At 46.4% G+C, this 19,545-nt stretch carries 15 protein-coding genes; 6 read left to right on the forward strand and 9 right to left on the reverse strand.

All coding sequences use genetic code 11. The annotated features are described in order from the left end of the window. Positions 1 to 80: 80 nt before the first annotated feature. Positions 81 to 1,142: a hypothetical protein gene (locus HDC91_RS12935; protein WP_183552804.1), complete on the forward strand. Its 1,062-nt coding sequence runs from the start codon at positions 81 to 83 to the stop codon at positions 1,140 to 1,142. A 124-nt stretch (positions 1,143 to 1,266) separates the two neighbouring features. Then, positions 1,267 to 2,229: a Gfo/Idh/MocA family protein gene (locus HDC91_RS12940; RefSeq protein ID WP_183552806.1), complete on the forward strand. Its 963-nt coding sequence runs from the start codon at positions 1,267 to 1,269 to the stop codon at positions 2,227 to 2,229. 60 nt (positions 2,230 to 2,289) lie between these two features. Here HDC91_RS12940 and lepB read toward each other — a convergent pair whose 3' ends face one another. Genes lepB through HDC91_RS12965 form a run of 5 tightly spaced genes read right to left on the reverse strand, consistent with a single transcriptional unit; the run spans position 2,290 to position 6,660 of the window. Continuing rightward, positions 2,290 to 3,426: a signal peptidase I gene (gene lepB, locus HDC91_RS12945; protein WP_183552808.1), complete on the reverse strand. Its 1,137-nt coding sequence runs from the start codon at positions 3,424 to 3,426 to the stop codon at positions 2,290 to 2,292. A 22-nt stretch (positions 3,427 to 3,448) separates the two neighbouring features. Continuing rightward, entirely contained in the window at positions 3,449 to 4,198 is a 750-nt protein-coding gene (gene dapB / locus HDC91_RS12950) for a 4-hydroxy-tetrahydrodipicolinate reductase (protein ID WP_183552810.1), read from the reverse strand. Positions 4,199 to 4,216: 18 nt separating this feature from the next. Beyond that, positions 4,217 to 4,924, reverse strand: a complete 708-nt coding sequence (locus tag HDC91_RS12955; RefSeq protein WP_183552812.1) for a DUF5683 domain-containing protein — start codon at positions 4,922 to 4,924, stop codon at positions 4,217 to 4,219. Positions 4,925 to 4,927: 3 nt separating this feature from the next. Then, a complete protein-coding gene (locus tag HDC91_RS12960; protein WP_183552814.1) occupies positions 4,928 to 5,851 on the reverse strand; it encodes a ParB/RepB/Spo0J family partition protein in 924 nt (307 codons plus the stop codon). A 5-nt stretch (positions 5,852 to 5,856) separates the two neighbouring features. After that, complete coding sequence (locus tag HDC91_RS12965; RefSeq protein WP_162430637.1) at positions 5,857 to 6,660, reverse strand: ParA family protein; 804 nt, start codon at positions 6,658 to 6,660, stop codon at positions 5,857 to 5,859. Positions 6,661 to 6,935: 275 nt separating this feature from the next. Between HDC91_RS12965 and HDC91_RS12970 the strand changes: the two genes are divergently transcribed. Next, on the forward strand, positions 6,936 to 7,457 hold the full coding sequence (locus tag HDC91_RS12970; protein ID WP_183552815.1) for an NADPH-dependent FMN reductase: 522 nt from the start codon (positions 6,936 to 6,938) through the stop codon (positions 7,455 to 7,457). Between the two features lie 66 nt (positions 7,458 to 7,523). After that, the gene (locus tag HDC91_RS12975) at positions 7,524 to 8,771 is read left to right on the forward strand and encodes a hypothetical protein (RefSeq protein ID WP_183552817.1); all 1,248 of its coding nucleotides are present in this window, start codon (positions 7,524 to 7,526) and stop codon (positions 8,769 to 8,771) included. A gap of 16 nt (positions 8,772 to 8,787) precedes the next feature. Here the strand turns inward: HDC91_RS12975 and HDC91_RS12980 are convergent, their stop codons facing one another. Together HDC91_RS12980 and HDC91_RS12985 are read right to left on the reverse strand one after the other, a co-directional pair. Next, positions 8,788 to 10,716: a gliding motility-associated C-terminal domain-containing protein gene (locus tag HDC91_RS12980; RefSeq protein WP_183552819.1), complete on the reverse strand. Its 1,929-nt coding sequence runs from the start codon at positions 10,714 to 10,716 to the stop codon at positions 8,788 to 8,790. Positions 10,717 to 10,866: 150 nt separating this feature from the next. Further along, complete coding sequence (locus HDC91_RS12985; protein WP_183552822.1) at positions 10,867 to 12,825, reverse strand: gliding motility-associated C-terminal domain-containing protein; 1,959 nt, start codon at positions 12,823 to 12,825, stop codon at positions 10,867 to 10,869. A 127-nt stretch (positions 12,826 to 12,952) separates the two neighbouring features. Between HDC91_RS12985 and HDC91_RS12990 the strand changes: the two genes are divergently transcribed. Continuing rightward, positions 12,953 to 14,275, forward strand: a complete 1,323-nt coding sequence (locus HDC91_RS12990; protein WP_183552824.1) for a sorbosone dehydrogenase family protein — start codon at positions 12,953 to 12,955, stop codon at positions 14,273 to 14,275. A gap of 74 nt (positions 14,276 to 14,349) precedes the next feature. Further along, positions 14,350 to 16,428, forward strand: a complete 2,079-nt coding sequence (locus HDC91_RS12995; protein ID WP_183552826.1) for a TonB-dependent receptor — start codon at positions 14,350 to 14,352, stop codon at positions 16,426 to 16,428. Positions 16,429 to 16,510: 82 nt separating this feature from the next. Here the strand turns inward: HDC91_RS12995 and HDC91_RS13000 are convergent, their stop codons facing one another. Next, entirely contained in the window at positions 16,511 to 17,632 is a 1,122-nt protein-coding gene (locus HDC91_RS13000; protein ID WP_183552827.1) for a glycoside hydrolase family 26 protein, read from the reverse strand. Positions 17,633 to 17,786: 154 nt separating this feature from the next. Beyond that, positions 17,787 to 19,541 carry an alpha-L-arabinofuranosidase gene (locus HDC91_RS13005; protein WP_183552830.1) on the reverse strand — a complete coding sequence of 585 codons (1,755 nt, stop codon included), beginning with the start codon at positions 19,539 to 19,541 and terminating at the stop codon, positions 17,787 to 17,789. Positions 19,542 to 19,545: the final 4 nt, after the last annotated feature.

The raw sequence follows: 19,545 nt of genomic DNA on the forward strand, positions 1-19,545 counted from the left end.
CTATTTTTATCTTTACAAGCATTATATTTAACAAGGCTGAAAAAAGCCGGCACACACACACTCAAATACCCCATTTATCTATGAAATTGAAAAGCGTAGTTTTTTCCGCTCTGTTCGCGGTATGTTCATTAGTATTATTTACGGCCTGCAGCCAAAGCAGCGGCAGCAAAACAGCCGGCAAAAAGGCCGATACCACCGCAAAAGCAACAGGCGAAGAAGCCGACACTGTGAGCGTTGTTAAGTCAAGCTACCCGCCAACCGACAAAGCCAAATATGATGAGCTTTTAAAATTTAATGCCCATACCGATACCAGCGGTCGGTGGCCGGTTAAAAACCAGCCTTACCCATTAGGCGGCGCAATTTTACCTTTTAAAAGGGTAGTGGCTTTTTACGGCAACCTGTACTCGAAAAGGATGGGGATATTGGGAGAATTACCGCCAAACGAAATGCTTGCTAAACTAAAAAGCGAAGTAAAGGCCTGGGAAAAAGCGGATCCTAAAACGCCTGTACAACCCGCGCTGCACTATATTGCTGTAGTTGCTCAGGGCGATGGCGGTAAGGATGGTAAATACCGTTACCGTATGCCATTTAAACAGATAGACAGTGTATTGGCATTGGCTAAAAAAGCGCACGCTATAGTATTTTTAGATGTTCAGGTTGCATTAAGTAATATACAGGCCGAACTGCCCTTATTTGAAAAATATTTGAAAATGCCGCAGGTACATTTTGGCATGGACCCAGAATTTTCGATGAAAGACGGTACCAAACCGGGCAAAAAAATTGGCACTTACGATGCCGCCGATGTAAACTATGTATCAAACTATTTAGCCAATATTGTTAAGAAGAACGGTTTGCCGCCAAAAATTTTAGTTGTACACCGCTTTACAAAAAAGATGGTTACTAACTATAAAAACATTAAACTGCGCCCCGAAGTGCAGATAGTGATGGATATGGACGGCTGGGGCGAACCAGACCTTAAAACCGGCACTTACCGTTACTTTATAAACCAGGAGCCCGTACAGTTTACAGGTTTTAAGCTATTTTACAAAAATGATATTAAGAAAGCGCCCCACCACATGCTGACCCCGCAAGAGGTGTTATCAAGGTACAGCCCTTACCCTATTTATATCCAGTACCAGTAATAAGTCTTAAGTCGAAAGTCTCTAGTCAGAAAGCCTTAAGCAAATAGCTTAGGGCTTTTTTATTGAAAACTAAATCGCATTTTTGACTTTCGACTAAAGACCTCCAACTTAAGACTTTTACAACATGACAAAATGGGGTATTATTGGCTGCGGACGTATAGCGCACAGGTTTATGCAGGGGTTAAGCGCTTTGCCCGGCAATGTACTTGCGGCCTCGCACTCGCGCCGGGCCGAAACGGTTGACGCCTTTGTCGCGCAATACGGTGGCAGGGCCTGCCGCAGCGCGGAAGAGCTTTTAGCAAGTGATATCGACGCGGTTTATATAGCTACACTGCCCGATACCCATGCCGACTATAGTATAAAAGCCATGAATGCCGGTAAACATGTTTTATGCGAAAAACCGGCGACACTAAATCTGCCCCAGCTTAACGAAGTGCTGGCAATAGCCAAAACAACCGGCCTTTTATTTATGGAGGGTATGAAACCGCCCTTTTACCCCGTCTATAAAAAACTGAAAGAACATCTACGACACGATCCGGTTGGGGCGGTGGGCTACGTAAGGGCGGGTTCGTCGGTAGCGGATATTAGCCGCGACCATCCCAACTTTAGTTACGAACTGGCGGGTGGAGCCTTAATGCAAATAGGAATATACGAAGCTTTTTTAGCGATAGACTGGCTTGGCGAAACCGAAGAGGTACAGGCCATGGGCCGCTTTAGCGGCCTGCAGGTTGATATGTTCAGTATATTTCAGACGCGGCACCGGGGCGGTTATGCACAACTTTATGGCGGGTTTGATCTGCATGGCAAGGGCGACGCCCTGATATGCGGCACCCTGGGCCATATCACCATTCACAAAAATTGGTGGAACCCCGCAAAGGCCACTATTGATTACCTTGACGGGCGTGTAGTAGAAATTAACGAACCTTTCACTGCCGCCGGATTGAACTATGAGATAGCACACTTTGTTGATCTGATAAGATCAGGCGCGGTGGAGAGCCCGGTTATTACGCACGATATGTCAAGGCGGATGATCAAGATGATAGATGATGCCAGGGCGATTATAGGCTTAAAATATATTGGGGAATAGCCCCGAACAAAAAAGCCCCGTTCTTGCGAACAGGGCTTCGAATATTTTGAACAGGGTTGTTTAGTGGATACCCATAAATAACCTGCTCCAGCGTATCTTGCCGAAAAAGGATGCATTATCGTCCCAGCTCATCCATATAAACAAGGCCTTGCCTACAATATGGTCTTCGGGTACAAAACCCCAGTAGCGCGAGTCGGCGCTATCATGGCGGTTATCCCCCATCATCCAGTAATAGTTCATTTTAAAGGTGTAGGACGCAGCTTCCTTATCATTAATAAACACCTTACCATTTTCTATCTTTAATTTGTTTCCTTCGTAAACCTCAATGGCGCGGCCGTAAACTGGTAAAGTTAAACTATCCAGTTTTACAGTCCATCCTTTTTTAGGGATAATGATAGGGCCATAATTATCTACGTTCCAGTCAAAATCCTGGTTTTTAGGGTCGAGCTTATACTTAGGGTATGCCGCCGGGAACACCGGGTTAAGTGGATCGGCAATGCCGGGCGGTTTGTAATTTGGGGTTATCGACTTGATGTTAGAATATGTTTTTAACTTCTCGGCGGCGCTTTTGGTCATCGTTGGCGAAGGTACATTTTCGTAGTTAGATACCTCCAGGTCGCTTAATATCTGCGGGTTTATATCTGTGCCGTTGGTAGTAATGGTATAATCGGTTTGCGCGCCCGGCGGGTTTGGAGCGGCCTTCCCATTTACATAAACCTGCGCGTTAATTATTCTTACGGTATCACCCGGTGTACCCTGGCAACGCTTAATATAATTCTCGCGTTTATCCACCGGCCTGTAAAACGGCGAATCGGCCTCCATGGGGTAGTTAAACACCACTACATCGCCTTTTTTAACTTCGCTTAAGCCCGGTAAACGGTAGTATGGCAATTTAATGGCATCCCAATAGGCTTTCGTGCCAATTATAGGCATGGTATGGTGCGCAAACGGGAACGCCAGGGGCGTTATAGGTGTGCGCGCACCGTAGTTTACCTTACTTACAAACAAAAAGTCGCCCACCAAAAGCGAACGTTCCATTGATGGGGTTGGTATGGTGTATGCTTCAATAAAAAGCGTACGGATAAGCGTAGCGGCTATAACAGCAAAAATAATGGCATCGGTCCATTCGCGGGCGGCGCTCTTTTTTTTCTTCGTTTTATCTTTAGATCTATTTTTGTTCCAGAATTTCCAGTTCATCACTTAAATATTGGGCAGCAAATTAGTTATTAAAATCAAACATATCCTCAACAGAATAAAATCCTTTTTTATCCTTTATCCATTCGGCCGCAAGCACCGCTCCCAAAGCAAATCCATTACGGTTATGAGCGGTGTGCTTAAACTCAATGGTATCCACCTCCGAGTCGTAAATAACGGTATGGGTGCCGGGTATGTTCTCTATCCTTAAAGATTCTATAAGCACCTCATCGGCAGCAACCGTTTCATCGTCAGGCTTATCATCGCTTATCAATACGTTCTTCCACTCCTTTTTACTGTCCAGGCTGTCAATAATACCTTCGGCAATTGTAATGGCAGTACCGCTCGGCGAATCGAGCTTTTGTGTATGGTGTATCTCTTCTACCTGCACATCGTAATACGGGTAATTGTTCATTAGCCGCGCAAGCACTTTATTTACATGAAAAAATATATTAACGCCTACGCTGAAATTGGTTGCGTATATAAACGATCCCTTATGATATGCACACTGTTCCTTTATCTGCGCCATTTCGTTATGCCAGCCGGTGGTACCAACCACTATAGGTACACCTGCCTTAAAACAACTTTCGATATTTCCCAAAACGGTTGATGGTGTGCTAAACTCAATGGCTACATCAGCCTTTTGCAGGTTTTCGGTGGTCAGTTCGTCAAGGTTGCCGTAATCTATCTTTAGTACAATCTCATGCTTCCTGTCGTGGGCTATCTTTTCAATTATCTTACCCATTTTGCCGTAACCTAACAATGCAATTTTCATTGGTGTGTGCTTTTACATTTAAAGCGTAAAGGTAAATTTTAAACCCGGAATAAATGCACTGTTAAAATTTGCGGCGTACATGGGCTGCGGTACAAGGGTAGGCGCTACCTTCATCGATAAATTATTATCCACTGTGTACGAGCTGATGAACTTTGCATCGATATAAGCATCGATGGCCTGCACACCCCAAACGGCGATGATACTTAAAATGCTGATCTGAAAGTTTCGCTGGTAACCGCTGGCGGCGTTCTCCAGGTCGGGGTTTGATGCGCCATAATTCACCACATATAAATCGTATTCGCGCTTATACTTAATGTACGATGCATATAAGGGGCTGCCGGGCTCGGGTATGCCACCCGTGCGCGTAATCTTTGCAAGGGCTAAAAATACTTTATAATCGCGCAGGTTAACAATTACTGCGTTACCCAGCATACCAAGGCCCGCGTAAATAAGGGGGACTTTCCACCACCTGTGGTTGTATACCTGCCCCCACCCGGGCACAAAAAGCGACCGCTTTACCGCCAGGCTGGGTTTATGGGTACTATCCGGGTGATACTCTTTCTCTTTTTTGATTTTTGGCGCAAACGAGGTGCGTTTAACGGTATCAATGTTTTTAATAACTGCTGTATCGGGTTTAGGTTTGACGGCAACGGTATCGGGGGTTTGGCCCATTGCAAAAAAGGCAAAGCATACAAATATTACAGTAGTTAAAAGTTGCTTTAACATAGTTTACCAATCCAGCATTTCAAGTATACGGCCCAGATCATCTTCGGATAAGAACGGTATTTCTATCGATCCATTGCCCTGGCTCGTAACTTTAAGCTTAACCCTTGTACTGAATTTTGAAGCGAGGTCATCTTCAACCTTCTGCAATTGGTACGAGAGCGGTTCGGGCTGTTTGCCCTCCTTTTTTACCGGCGCCTTTTGCATTTCCCTTACCATCTCCTCCACTTTGCGTACAGATAGTTCCTGTTTGATGATCTGCTGGTGGATGTAAAGCTGCGCGGCAGGATCTTCAACCGCTAAAAGTGCTTTGGCATGGCCCATAGTTATGGCCCCATCCCGTAACGACGCCTGTATAGCAGGCGGCAATTTCAGCAGCCTTAAGTAATTGGTAACGGTAGACCGGTTTTTACTGACACGATCGCCAAGCTCTTCCTGTTTCAGGCTACACTCATCAATCATGCGCTGAAAGCTAAGGGCTACCTCAATGGCGTTAAGGTTTTCGCGCTGTATATTTTCGATAAGCGCCATCTCCAGCATTTGCTGATCGTTGGCGGTACGCACGTAAGCCGGTATTTGGGTAAGGCCGGCTATTTTTGATGCACGCAGCCTGCGCTCGCCCGATATGAGCTGATAGGCATGCGCGCTAACTTTACGTACGGTGATAGGCTGTATCAATCCCTGCAGTTTTATTGAAGCTGCCAGGTCGGCAAGGGCCTGCTCGTCAAACTCTGTACGGGGCTGAAAAGGGTTAACTTCTATTTCGCTGATCCTGATCTCATTAACCGATCCAAGGCTATCCAGCCCAGAAACTGAGCTTGAATTAACCTTTTCGCCGGCATTGTTGCTTTTGTATGGAAGCACGCTCGGCGAATCGTTTAACAGGGCGCTTAACCCTTTGCCAAGAGCGTTTCTTTTTTCTGTACTCATCTTGTTTAAGCTGTTACCGTGGTTGCCAGTTCCTCGTTGCTAACCAGGCCGTTTTTGCGGATAATTTCGCGGGCGAGGTTTAAATAATTTACGGCACCTTTACAGTTTGCATCATGCATAATCACTGATATACCGAAGCTTGGCGCCTCGCTTAAGCGGGTATTACGTTGTATAATGGTATCAAATACCATATCTTCAAAATGGGTGCGAACCTCGTCAACCACCTGGTTTGAAAGGCGCAGGCGCACATCGTACATGGTTAACAGTATCCCCTCTATCTGCAAAGCTGTGTTTAAGCGCGACTGTACAATTTTAATCGTGTTAAGCAGTTTGCCCAGGCCTTCAAGCGCAAAGTATTCGCATTGTACCGGTATAATTACGGAGTCGGCCGCAGTAAGGGCGTTGATGGTGATCAGTCCGAGCGATGGCGAGCAATCTATAATGATAAAATCGTACTCATCCCGCACGCTTTCTAATACAGCTTTCATTTTATACTCGCGGTTGGGCAGGTTTATCATCTCTATCTCGGCCCCAACCAGGTCTATATGCGCTGGCAGCAGGTCAAGATTTGGTGTTTCGGTTTTTTGGATGGCATCATGGGGATTAATATCGTTTATAATGCACTCGTAGATGCTGTTTTTGATATTGCGCGGATCAAAACCAATACCCGAGGTTGAGTTAGCCTGCGGATCTGCATCTACCAGTAAGGTGCGGTATTCCAGCACGGCTAAGCTTGCGGCAAGGTTTATTGATGATGTGGTTTTTCCAACCCCACCCTTTTGATTGGCTAAAGCAATAATTTTACTCATCTGTGTCTCAAAAATTTATATCTGCGGTTATTACAACGAAAAACAGGAACAGAAATTTCTATGTTTGTATTGTTTTTTATCCGCCGCTAAAGATACGGATTTAAATAATTGAGAAATTAACAGTTTTGCCAACTTACAAACATTGTGGGATTTGGTTTAAGTAGTAATTAGTGAGTGGAGAATAGTCAATAAGGTGGTTAAAACCGCTATTGAACCTGTTCTGAAATTTGTAATTCTAACTGCTCGCCATTCTGCATTCACTACTCACTAATAACATGGTAACTATCATAGCCTCCACAAATCGCCCTAACAGTTCAACGCTTAAACTGGCGCAGTATTATCAAAGGCAACTTGCGGCAAAGGGGATGCAAACTAATTTACTGTCGTTAACGCAGCTGCCGCCCAACCTGATAGAAACTGACCTTTACGGCAAGCGCAGCGAAGCTTTCACCACCATACAAAACCAGATAACAGCTACCGAAAAATTCCTTTTTATCATTCCGGAATATAATGGCAGCTATCCGGGCGTTTTAAAGGTTTTTGTTGACGCGTGCAGCTTTCCTGAAAGCTTTTATGATAAAAAAGCGGCGCTGGTAGGGTTATCGTCGGGCAAGTATGGCAATATCCGGGGCATAGACCATTTTACTGGTGTTTGCCATTATGTTAACCTGCATGTAATGCCTTTAAAGCTCCATATCGCCTCTATCCGTAAGGAAATGGATGAACAGGGCAACCTTACTGCCGAAGATACGCTGCGCTTTACTAACGAGCAAATGGATAAGTTTATCAGGTTTTAAATTAATTGTAGTTGTCAGTGCGATTATTGCATAGTTTATCTATATTCACGCCGCCAATTATCACAAATGAAACCTTACCACTTATTGCTACTAGCAGCTGCCATAGTATGTTCTTTATCCGCTACTGCACAAAGCAACTATAAGCCCGGCTACCTGCTAAACACCAACGGGGATACCACGCGGGGATATATTAATTATCGTGAATGGAGCGAAAATCCCGCAACTATAGAATTCAAAACCGCACTAAATAGCGATAAAAGCAAGATAACCCCTGCAGATGTAACAGGCTTTGAAATAGCGGGCTTAGCCGCTTATAAAACCTATAACGGCCCTGTTTCAACCGATGAGACCAGCGGTGACAGATTGCCCGACAGCCGCGATACCTCGTTTACGAACGGCCAGATCTTTTTAAAGGTGCTTCAAAAAGGCAATATTGTAACACTTTACAGCTACCAGGACCGCATTAAGGCCCGGTACTTTATAAGCGAAGGCAGCCAGGGGCCCACTGAACTTATATACCGCACATATCATTCAACCGACAGGCAGAACAGCAGCATTGAAGAAAATACATATCGAAAACAACTTAGTGTTATAGCCAGTAAGAACAACTTGCTTGATGGTAAATTAAATATATACATACAAAGAAGCGAATATAGTTACCCGGGTATGTTATCAATAGTGAGTAAGCTAAACAATTTTAAAACCGTTAAAGAAGATAACACAACCAAAGCAAATTATTTTTATGCAGGTGCAGGTGTTAATGTAGCTTTATATCAAACACGAAGCGTATACAATAAAGTTGACGGCCAAACGCACACATCGGTATTACCAAGAGTTACCGGCGGTTTCAACTTCTTCATGGATCAAAATACTCAGGCGCTTGCCTTCCGTATCGAGTTGGGAGTGGGCGCAAATAAATACGAATCATATTATCCAAACCTGGTGTCGCCGTCTGATGAGATCGTTTATCATTTTACACAAATAATGTATTCTATTGAGCCAGAGGTGCTTTATAATTTATATAACGCGCAAAATTTTAAGTTTTATTCCGGGTTGGGTTTTCATATGGCATACGCACAGTACGTTGACAAGGGTTTGATACAAAAAAATGGCAGCGATTTTGACCACCAACCCGATGAACTTTTCAGGTTGAATAAGTACTTTACCAGTTTTGCGTTAAAAGCCGGGATCATCATCAATAAAAAGATAGACATATCTGTAGCTTATTTAACTACCAGTGATGTAAACAGCAACAGCGATTTTTTTATAAACAACAATTTCATACAGGCAGGTATAAATTATTCGTTTAAATAAATACTACTGTTTAGCGTTACCGCATCAGCATTACCCACCCCGACCGCGTGGGCGTGTCGTTCTTCAGGTCGATAACATAATAGTAAGTACCTGCAGGCAGGGGGCTCCCATTAAATTTACCGTCCCACGGTTTACTGTAACCCTTGCTTCGAAATACCTGTTTGCCGTCGCGGGTATAAATGGTTATGATGCTCTCGGGATAGGTCTGTAATGCTTCAATATTCCAAATATCGTTCACGCCGTCGTTATTGGGGGTAAAGGCGCTTGGTAACACTAACTTGTTGTAAACCCTTATAAATACGCTGCTTTCGGCAATACCGCAGTCGTTATCCGACGTAACTGTGAGGGTGTACGTTTTATTAACGGGAGGTGTTGCCACGGGCGTTAATGAGTGCGGATCGTCGAGGAAATCGGGTGGTGACCATGTATAGTTCAAGACGCTGCCGCTTGCCTTTCCTTCCAGCGTTACCGATTGCCCCTCAAATATTTTTTTATCTTCACCGGCGTTGGCCACAGGCCGGTCTTTCACTGTTACCAGCACCGTCCGCGTACTAACGCAGCCATTGTTAGCGGTAACGGTAACGGTGTACTGTGTAGACACATCAGGGCTGGCTACAGGGTTAGCAATATTGGGGTTGGATAAGCCGCTTACAGGAAACCAACTGTATGTTTTAGCGTCGGTGGCAAATGCGCTGATGGTGACACCATCGCCGCTGCAAACAGCGGGGTTGGCATTGCTCAATTGTATTACCGGTTTTTGGTTCACGGTAACATCAACGTACCTGAACGTTGAACACCCAGCCGCCGATATTACTTCGACCGTATACCGGCCCTGCATACCCGCGCCTGCATTGGCAAACACCAACGGGTTTTCAGAAGTTTCGGGCAGGTTTGGGCCGGTCCACTTATAAGTTGCACCACCCGCTGCGGTCAAAGTGAACGGATCGCCCTCGCAAACATTTAGGGGTAAAAGCTGGGGAGGATCAGGATATGCCGTTATATCAATAGTCACCGTGTTTGAATATACCCGACAATTTAACGACTGGATATTTCCACCCTCGGCTACCCCAAGCCTGTACTGATAGGTGCCGACCGGCTTACCGGCGGGGAAATCGAGCGTAAGCGACAGGCTTTCTTCGCCCGCCATGTCCTTCCATCCCTGCCCATTATTTAAATTTTGCTGCCATTGGTATTTAGCGTTTGCATAACCCGCAGGCTGTTCGGCTTTTATAGTATACGTTTTTGGGTTACCCGCACACAAATTAGTTTGGGTGACCGATACATCACCGGCAATACCGGCCTTTATTACCGGCCCACATGCCCTGAAAGCGATATCATCGAGCAAAAAGTCGTTACCAGCCCCGCCGGGGGCGTTGTTTACCATTTTTACTACCACTGTGGTTACGCCGGGCGGGGTAGTAAAGTATACCCCATATTTTTCCCACCCATCGGGGTTGCCGGTTGGCGGTATATCTGTAGGGTCCGACTGTTTGATGATCTCGCCGGTAGTTGTTTGTATAATAAAAGTGATCTTTGGTTCGATAAAGCCAAACTGCCCGGCCTTTATCAGGTTTAATATATAAGCCGAAAACTCGTATGTAGTGTTTTCACATAATGCCCCCAGGTTTGTGCCCTCAATGGTTGTTTCCTTGCTAAAAAACTCTTTCCCTGCAACCGCATCAGCATTAATTACCATCATGTAACCGTCGTTGCCTGTATGATCTTTTAATACTTTGTGCCAGGTATCATCGTGGCACCCCGTTTCGGTTTTTGAAATGGAGTATTGTCCGTCGTCGGGGCATGAACCTCCACGGAAAGAATAACCCGTGGTTGGAAACTTCATTTCATTGCCCGAGCCAAAATCAAACGTAAATACAGGGTCGCCTAAACTGCCGGTACATACTTGTGCCCACCCGTGTGTACTACCGAGTAAAAGTGTCAGCATGAAAAAGAGCCTTAGTTTAGTTAGCGGCATAGGGCTGTCGTAAAAACAGTGGGTTGTCAAAAATATAATTTTTAGCCAAGGTATAACGTGTGTTTTATGCTATTAGGTGCTCAAAGTACATTTTATATGTCTGAATAGTTCCCGGAGCGCTTACCGCAGCAGCATAACCCAGCCACCCTGTTTTGGCAGGTTATTTTTAAGATCGATGATATAGTAGTAAACGCCTGCCGGCAAGGCCTTGCCCTGGTAAATGCCATTCCATTGTTTGGCGTCACCAACGGTTCTGAACACCTCTTTCCCCTCCCGTGTGTAAACATACAGCACACTTTCGGGGTAGGTGATCAGCTTATCAATACGCCAGGTATCGTTCATCCCGTCGCCATTAGGTGTAAATGTTGAGGGGATGGTAAGCTTTTTAAACACTCTTACGTACATCTCATCGCTTACTATCCCGCAATTATCAGGCGACTCCACGTGCAGGGTATACGTTCTGCTATCCGGTGGGTCTATCCTTGGGGTAAGCGATGTGGGGTCGTCCATATATTCGGTGGGTGTCCAATAGATATTTATATTCGACCCGCTGGCCGAGCCCTGCAGCTTTATGGGTTCGCCTTCTTTCATTGTCCTGTCGGGGCCTGCATTTGCAACGGGTAACTTTAAAACCGTTACCACAATAGTTCTTTCTTTGGTACAGCCATCGTTACTTATCAAAACATTATATGCAGTGTTATCAGTTGGGCTGGCTACAGGGTTGGGTATATCATCATGATCTAATCCGGCAGATGGTGTCCATTTATATTTAAGCCCCCCGTGTACCCCTAATTGAACTGAAGTGCCCTCGCATATTACGGGCGAGGCATCATCAACGGTTACGGTTAAAGGTTCGCCTACTACCACCCTGGTTTGAGTGGTATATGAGCAGCCATCCCGCGAAATAACAACCCGGTATATGCCTTCGTTGCTTTTAGAGGCACTGGTAGTTACATCTAAAAAATGAGCGTTAGAGTGAGAGCCATCGGGCAGGGTCCAGTAAAAGTCTGTCCCGCCATCAGCATGTATAGATAATATTTCGCCTTGGCAAACAGTGGTTGTATCAGGCAACTTGTAATCAGGGTTTTTAACAACGTTAATCGTTATGGCCTGCGAGAACGTCTGGCAGTTTAACGATGTCCCCGGCGCGCTTAAAGCCCCAACCCGGTACTGGTATTTGCCAACTGCAGGGTTTAAAAAAGTAGTTGATAGGCTCAGGTCTTTATTTGTTGCCCCGTCGATGTTTTTCCATCCGGTGTTATTAAAGTTAAGCTGCCATTGGTAAAGCGGCGAAGCATAGTTATGAACCAATGATTTTAAAACGTATGTTTTTGGCCCGCCGTCCAGACACTGGGTTACAGTTATTGCCGCAGGGCCGGCTACTGTGCCAATACCCACATCTATTACAGGGCCGTAAGCTTTTACAGTAATATCATCTAAAGCAAAATCGTTCCCAACGGTGCCGGTTAAAGCGTTATTGCTTAATTCGATTATAACATCAGAACCATCGTTCGGTGCATTAAAATCAACATAGTACTGTACAAAGCTATCGTCAGGGTCTATAGGGCCTGTTGCATAGGTGCCTAAGATCGCGCCTTTTGATGATTTAACGGTAAATTTAACATCAGCATCAACATACCCATCGGGCCTGGGCATACCTTTATTGATATTATTCAGATAGGCGGCAAATTGGTAGCGTGCGCCTCCGCAAAACTTAGCGCCCCCAATAACGCGGGTATAGTATATCACGGGTTTGCTGTCGCCGTTTACCATCATCAAATAACCAAATGGGCTGCCTCCACTATGGTCAAAATTGATGGTTTTGAAACTATCGCCATAACAATTAGACGAACTGTTCAAGATCAGATATGCACCCGGGTTAGGGCACCTGCCGCCATCACCGCCGTATTTCATTGTGCTGTAATCACCTTTAAGCGCAGGTCCAAGTGGGGTATAGTTAGTACCAAAACCAAAATCTTCATAAAGCACCGGGTCGCCAAGGCTGTTTTGCGCAACAACCCTTGCCGAAAGCAATATCATCAATAGCAGTAAGAGTAGTTTTAACTTATTGGTTAACATTATGCAGCTGGCGTACAACTTATTCAAAAATATATTTTTTTGTCACATAAATGCTTTAATCTTTGTAATAAAGGCGTTTAGGCAATATATCCGCAAAACAAAAGCCATGTGCGCAGGTTATTTCAGCATGCCGATCTTCAGAACATATCTCCTATACATAGCAAGCATTACTCTTTTAGCCGCGAGTTGCAAACAAAAAAAAGTTGACGCCTCTAAAGCTGACGAAATTAACACGCCGGCAAGCCAGGGTGTTAATTTGCCCGCGCCCTACCAAACAAAATCTGTAAGTAATTACAGCAAGGTGATAGGCTGGCCCGCAGGGAAAACACCCATTGCACCCGCAGGCTTCACCGTTAATTTATTTGCCGATACCCTGCGCAACCCGCGTAATATTTATGTGGCGCCCAATGGTGATATTTTCGTATCCGAAGCCAATACTGAAGTTAAGGGCATAAAAAAGATAGGCGCCAAGATCATCGGCGTAGCAGCTTCGCAAAACCTGGGCAAAAGCGCTAACCGCATAACGCTGCTGCGCGATACCAACGCCGACGGCACCCCCGACTTACGCAGGGTGTTTTTGAGTAACCTTAACCAGCCGTTTGGCATGCTGATACTGGGTAACTCCTTTTATGTAGCCAACACCGATGGCTTGTGGAAATACGATTACAAAGCCGGGCAAACTAAAATAACAGCGCCGGGCAAAATGATATTATCGCTGCCTGCCGGCGGGTACAATAACCACTGGACGCGCAACATCCGCGCGAACGCGGCGAGAACTAAAATATATGTTTCGGTAGGCTCAGGCACCAATATAGCCGAGCACGGCATGGATGTGGAAGAGCGCCGCGCTGATGTGCTTGAAATAAACCCCGATGGCAGCGGCGAGCGCGTTTATGCCAGCGGGCTGCGCAACCCTGCCGGGATAGACGTGCAGCCGGGTACCGGCGTGTTATACGCCGTTGTTAACGAACGCGACAAACTGGGCGATGACCTGGTGCCTGATTACCTAACCAGTGTTAAACAAGGCGGCTTTTACGGCTGGCCATGGGCATACTTTGGGCAGCATGAGGACCCACGGCTTGAAGTAAAACGCCCGGATATGGTCAAAAAGGCCATCACGCCCGATGTATCGTTAGGACCGCATACCGCGTCGCTGGGGCTGGTGTTTTATACCGGCAAAATGTTTCCCACTAAGTATGTTAACGGCGCGTTCATTGGTCAGCATGGCTCGTGGAACAGGTCCGTTTTATCGGGTTACAAGGTAGGCTTCGTGCCATTTGTTAATAATAAACCCGCCCCTGCTATGGAGGGTTTTTTAACGGGCTTTGTTGCCAATCTGAAAAAGCGCGAGGTTTACGGCCGACCAGTTGGTGTAGCCGTTGCTAAAGATGGCTCGCTGCTTGTGGCCGACGATGCCAGTAACCGTATATGGCGTGTAAGCGCTAAATAACTATTTGTAATATTTTTAACAAGGATAGCCCGTTACAGTGTAAAGGGCTATTTTTGTTTACTTCGCTGCCTGATATGATCAAATACTGCTTAAGTTTATTTTCAACCCTGATAATTTGCGCAGGGGTTGCCGCGCAAACTAAACCCGCCGTTAAAACCGACACCCTGCTTCACTTAAAGCCAGTTATAGTTAAAGCTTATCTTTCGGAGCAGCCGGTGCTAAGCATACCGGCATCAGTAAGTGTTTTGGGTGTAGCGCAATTAAAGCTGCAGCCCGATAATTCGTTTGTGACCGCGCTGAATACCGTACCGGGCGTACGTGCCGAAGAGCGATCGCCGGGGAGTTATCGTTTGTCTATCCGTGGCAGCTTATTACGATCTCCGTTTGGAGTAAGGGATGTTAAAATCTATTTTGATGAGATACCCCTTACCGATGCTGGTGGCAACACGTATCTTAACACAATTGATATTGGCAACATACGGCATGTGGAAGTTTTAAAAGGGCCGGATGGGAGTCTTTTTGGGGCCAATTCGGGCGGGGTTGTTTTGCTGAACCCGGTAAGGCGCACGGATAGCAATTACTCTTCGGCAGGGATGAACGGCGGCTCGTACGGGTTGTTTCATGAGAAGCTTTCCTTTCAAAATACATACGCTAACAACCGCTTCAACTTTAATCAATCGTACCAAACGTATAATGGCTATCGCCAAAACAGCCGTATGCACCGCACTTACCTACAGGCAGGAGATGCTTACCGCTATGGCCAACAAAGCGAATTGCGTGCGCTGCTAATGTTTGCCGACCTTGATTATCAAACCCCGGGCGGATTAACCCTGGCGCAGATGCAGGCCGATCCGCGCAGCGCAAGACTGCCAACCGCTACCTTGCCGGGTGCTATCCAGCAAAAGATCGGTATAAACACAAAACTGCTTTTGGGCGGACTAATTAACGATGCCCGGCTAACCGGGCGCATCCGTAATGTGCTGGCGATATTTGGCAACCATGTAGATTTTGCGAACCCCTTCATCACCAATTATGAGCAACGCGGTGAAAATACTTACGGGATGCGCACCTACTTTGAATTGGCCGCGATCCCGAAGGAAAATCTTGACTGGAAGCTGAATGTAGGAATGGAATGGCAGCAAACTAATTCGCAGATAAGTAACTATGATAACAACGCCGGTGAAAAGGGCGACGTTCAAAAAATAGACAAGATAAACACCGGGCAGCATTTCTTTTTTGCGCGATATGCGGCTGATATTTTTAAACGCCTGCATGTGGAAGCGGCAGCAAGCCTAAACTATTACGGCTACAAATTCCGCAACCTGGAACCGCTGAACGAGGATACCTTTACCAATCGCGACTTTGATGCGGTGCTGATGCCCCGGCTGGCGCTGTCATACCAGGTAACCAATAACTTTATATGGCGGGGCACCGTTAGCCGCGGATATTCGAGCCCTACCACCGCCGAGGTTAGGCCGACAGATAATATCATTAATACCGGCTTGCAGGCACAGCTTGGCTGGAACTATGAAACCGGCCTGCGCCTGCGCAATAACGATGAAAGCCTTTTGCTGGATGCCTCCGTGTTTTATTATAAGTTAGACAAATCTATCGTCCGCAGGTTGAACCCGGACGAAACCGAATACTATATCAACGCGGGCGGCACAAACCAGGCGGGATTTGAACTGGCCTTTACCGATTGGCTTATCCGTAGTAACAATACCGGTTTTATCCGCGGACTGCAATTTAATACGTCGCTAACCCTTAGTCGCTTTAAATTCAGGGATTACAATGTGGCCGGCGCTAATTATTCGGGCAACCGTTTAACAGGTGTGCCACGAGAAGTAATTGTATCGTCGTTACAAACCTTATTCCCGCAAAACTTTGCGCTGTTTGTGCAGCATAACTACACCTCCTCTATCCCGCTGAACGACGCCAATACGGTTTACGCGGGCAAATATCAACTGCTGCAGGCCAAGGCATCATGGCAGCATCATATCGCCCGCAAAACGCGCTTTGAGCTTTATGCAGGGGCGGATAACCTGCTTAACCAAAAATACAGCCTCGGTAACGACCTGAACGCGGTAGGTAACCGTTATTATAACCCTGCTCCGTTACGCAATTATTTTTTTGGGGTGAATGTGAATTTATAGTCCATGGTCGATGGACGATAGCCCATGGCTTTACGGGTCCTTCCTTATTACCATAATAGTTAAGGCGCGAAGTATAGCGTCTCTACGGCGCTATGTATCTGCCGTATACTGCTAACGGGGCCAGCCGGTTTTCGAACAACACCTGCGGACTATTAAAAAATTGTTTAAAATCTTCTTCGCTTACCTGACCGGGGTAGGGTACGTAGTAATGATCGGCACGGCCGTTGCGCCATGCCATTACGTAGGATGTTTTGTGTTTGGCAATGGTTGGCAGTAAAACTTTCGTCCACCAGTCGGCTTGTGGTATCTGCTCGTAGCCTGTTTCGGGCAGGCACACCAGTTTATGATTTTTAGCGGCTATGGCATCCAGTATCCCTAGACGCATATCCAGCTTTTTTTGATAATCGGGCACGCTGTTGTAACAGTAATTATCAAAGCCAATTAAATCGGCATAATCATCACCCGGATAGCGCAGCATAAAATCAGCCTCGCTATCAAAATCGGCTGCCGAAAACACGATAAGCAGGTTGTGCAGTTTTTTGGTATGCCGCATATAATCAACCGTAAACCGCCACAAGTCTTTAAACTCTTCGGGCGTGCTGGTATTTGCGCACCACCAAAACCAATTGCCCGTAAGCTCATGAAACGGCCTGAACAGAATCGGGATAGCTTCGCCGTTTGGGCCTTTTAAGCCTGCCATGTAATCAGCCCCTTTTTCGAGCCATTTTACATACACATGGTGGTAAGCGCCGCCGGGAAGCAGTTCTTTAACCGTTCGCATACTGGTATCCCAGGCGGTCTTACCGTTGGCGGGGTTATCCATGTGCCAGCAAAAGGTGTTGATACCGCCCCGATCATAAGCCTCGCGCACCAGTTTCTTCTGTAGTTTAAATGGGATACCGTTGATATCCCTTGTGCTGTCGTGCTCTATCTTGGCCAGGTCCCAACCATATAAACCGGGATACGATCCGGTAACTGTTTTTACATCCGAGTGATTAGGCTCATAACACCAGCCTATTCCGTAAGCGGTGTCATCGTGGTGGCCAAATATCGCGCCGGCACCAACCAGGCGTTGCATACTGTAAAACAATTGCCGGGTTTCGTGAGTGGCTTGCTTATCGCAGGGGTTGTATAACTGTGCGTTAGCGGCTCCGCTGCAAATAAACGGCAAAACGAAAGCAACGTAACCAAAAATATTTTTCATATATATTGATATTAATTAATGAGCCTCTTTAAGCCTCACCTAAATCCTCTCCAAAGGAGAGTACTTACCTTGTAAATCATTAAATCTTCTATCCTAAAGCCCTTCTCCTTCGGGAAGTTGGGATGGTTTAATTGGCTCATCCCAACTCAAACTATTATTTGCCTTCGGCGACTAAAAATACACTTCCGCGCGCAGGAACGGTAACAATTATTCCGCCCGCTATGGCAGCAGTGTTGGCAGCAATAGTTTTGTAAGTTACCGGGCCGCCAGATTCGCCCGCCGGGCCGATGCCGTTCACATATACTTTGCGCGAAAATGGCACGTTATCTGCGCCGCCGTTAAGGGTATAGTAATAATATTTATTGCCTGCCGCTAAGTTTTTTATAGTAACAGTGACATTCCTGTCCAGACTTCCTCTGTTTACCAGCACCACTCCTGCCTGGCCCGATTGAAAGGATGAGCCATAACTAAAAATATCCGGGCTGCCCGCTACCGACGAATTTACCATTCTGTCGCCAAAGTACTTCTGGAAAAAATACATATAGTAAAACGCGGGCCGGGCGTTCCAGGCCGGTGCGTTGGGCTCATCGTTACGATTGCTGAACAAACCATGATCGTTGCCATTATCCCAGCTGTTGGCCAGGTCCCAGCGGCTGGCCATACTGTACTGGTTTTTAATGAGCTCACCCAGTGTCATTACCGCATGCACACCCGCCACATTCGATACCATCTGCTTTGAACCTGTCGAAAATATATTCCACTCATCAAGCGCAACGGGTTTTTGCGGCAAGCCCGCCTTTTGCAGCGATGTTTTCACCCAGTTCATCATATCCAAAGTTATGTTTGGCGGGGTAGCCAGTATCACCTCGGGCGTTGAGTTTTGCATGTACGGCGTATAGTAGTTATGCACTACATAAAAATCAGGTGAAGTGCCTGATGTCGCCATGGCGTTACTGTTCCAGTTTTGTATAATGGTTGATGTGTTGCCTTTTTCGTCGGTCTCGGTAGTTACCATGCCTATCTTAATACCGGTGTTACCAACCTCGGCAGCTGCCTTTCGCATCGAATCGGCAAATATCTTAAAATGGATGCCGTAGATGGCGCCGTTTAGTATGGCTGGCTGCCCATCCTTGTTAGCTGCCGGGTTTATGCGGTAGCCCGCCTCCCAGTTGCCATAATTTTCGTTGCCTATTTCCCAATATTTTGTGCGGCCATTATCATAACGTACCCAATCGGCGGCCAAATGCGCAGCGGTTTCGGCAGGTTTATCGCTGGTGCCATATCGCGCGTAGCCATAATTTACGGTGATTAAACCCGTGCTGTTGGTTTGCTGTAATACCTTGTAATAGTTATCCAGAGTAAAGGTCCAATCGGCGGTATTGTTGCCGTACCAATAACCTGCGTCTTTATAGGCGCCGGTGTTATCGGGCAGTTGTGCGGGTGCGTCGTCGGGCGCTTTGTTGCTGCCGTTCCAAAAATAGATATCAGATAAACTGCCGCCCGGGAAACGCAGGATATTCGGCGACAGATCTGTCAGCTGCTGCATTAAAACGGGCTGGTCTACGTACTGCCCCATAAAAGGGTTAGTGTTATTGCCAAACAGGTTTTTTGACACCTTAGTGATTACTTTGCTGATATCAACCGTCACCACAACCGCGCCCGCGGCGGGCTTGGTTACTGTGTTTGAAGATACCGGCGCAGCAAATGTTTTGGGCTGCCAGCCATCCAGGAAAAAGCCCTGCGTTGCGGCGATATCAGGGTTGTTGGGAGCAATTATTTCCCCGTTACCATTATCGCTCCCGTTGTTGTTACTATTGTTATTTTGAGGCGCGCCATCCTTTTTACAAGATTGCAGCAGGGCCAGGGCCACTAATGCGGCCATGCCTGTTTTCAAGAAATGTTTTTTCATTGGT

Origin of the sequence: Mucilaginibacter sp. AK015, from assembly GCF_014200785.1 — a bacterium.
In the GTDB taxonomy this organism is placed as follows: domain Bacteria; phylum Bacteroidota; class Bacteroidia; order Sphingobacteriales; family Sphingobacteriaceae; genus Mucilaginibacter.

Coding starts and splice junctions, on each gene's coding strand:
- HDC91_RS12935 (WP_183552804.1), top strand. CDS start 81: ATGAAATTGAAAAGCGTAGTTTTTTCCGCTCTGTTCGCGGTATGTTCA.
- HDC91_RS12940 (WP_183552806.1), top strand. CDS start 1,267: ATGACAAAATGGGGTATTATTGGCTGCGGACGTATAGCGCACAGGTTT.
- lepB (WP_183552808.1), bottom strand. CDS start 3,426: ATGAACTGGAAATTCTGGAACAAAAATAGATCTAAAGATAAAACGAAG.
- dapB (WP_183552810.1), bottom strand. CDS start 4,198: ATGAAAATTGCATTGTTAGGTTACGGCAAAATGGGTAAGATAATTGAA.
- HDC91_RS12955 (WP_183552812.1), bottom strand. CDS start 4,924: ATGTTAAAGCAACTTTTAACTACTGTAATATTTGTATGCTTTGCCTTT.
- HDC91_RS12960 (WP_183552814.1), bottom strand. CDS start 5,851: ATGAGTACAGAAAAAAGAAACGCTCTTGGCAAAGGGTTAAGCGCCCTG.
- HDC91_RS12965 (WP_162430637.1), bottom strand. CDS start 6,660: ATGAGTAAAATTATTGCTTTAGCCAATCAAAAGGGTGGGGTTGGAAAA.
- HDC91_RS12970 (WP_183552815.1), top strand. CDS start 6,936: ATGGTAACTATCATAGCCTCCACAAATCGCCCTAACAGTTCAACGCTT.
- HDC91_RS12975 (WP_183552817.1), top strand. CDS start 7,524: ATGAAACCTTACCACTTATTGCTACTAGCAGCTGCCATAGTATGTTCT.
- HDC91_RS12980 (WP_183552819.1), bottom strand. CDS start 10,716: ATGCTGACACTTTTACTCGGTAGTACACACGGGTGGGCACAAGTATGT.
- HDC91_RS12985 (WP_183552822.1), bottom strand. CDS start 12,825: ATGTTAACCAATAAGTTAAAACTACTCTTACTGCTATTGATGATATTG.
- HDC91_RS12990 (WP_183552824.1), top strand. CDS start 12,953: ATGCCGATCTTCAGAACATATCTCCTATACATAGCAAGCATTACTCTT.
- HDC91_RS12995 (WP_183552826.1), top strand. CDS start 14,350: ATGATCAAATACTGCTTAAGTTTATTTTCAACCCTGATAATTTGCGCA.
- HDC91_RS13000 (WP_183552827.1), bottom strand. CDS start 17,632: ATGAAAAATATTTTTGGTTACGTTGCTTTCGTTTTGCCGTTTATTTGC.
- HDC91_RS13005 (WP_183552830.1), bottom strand. CDS start 19,541: ATGAAAAAACATTTCTTGAAAACAGGCATGGCCGCATTAGTGGCCCTG.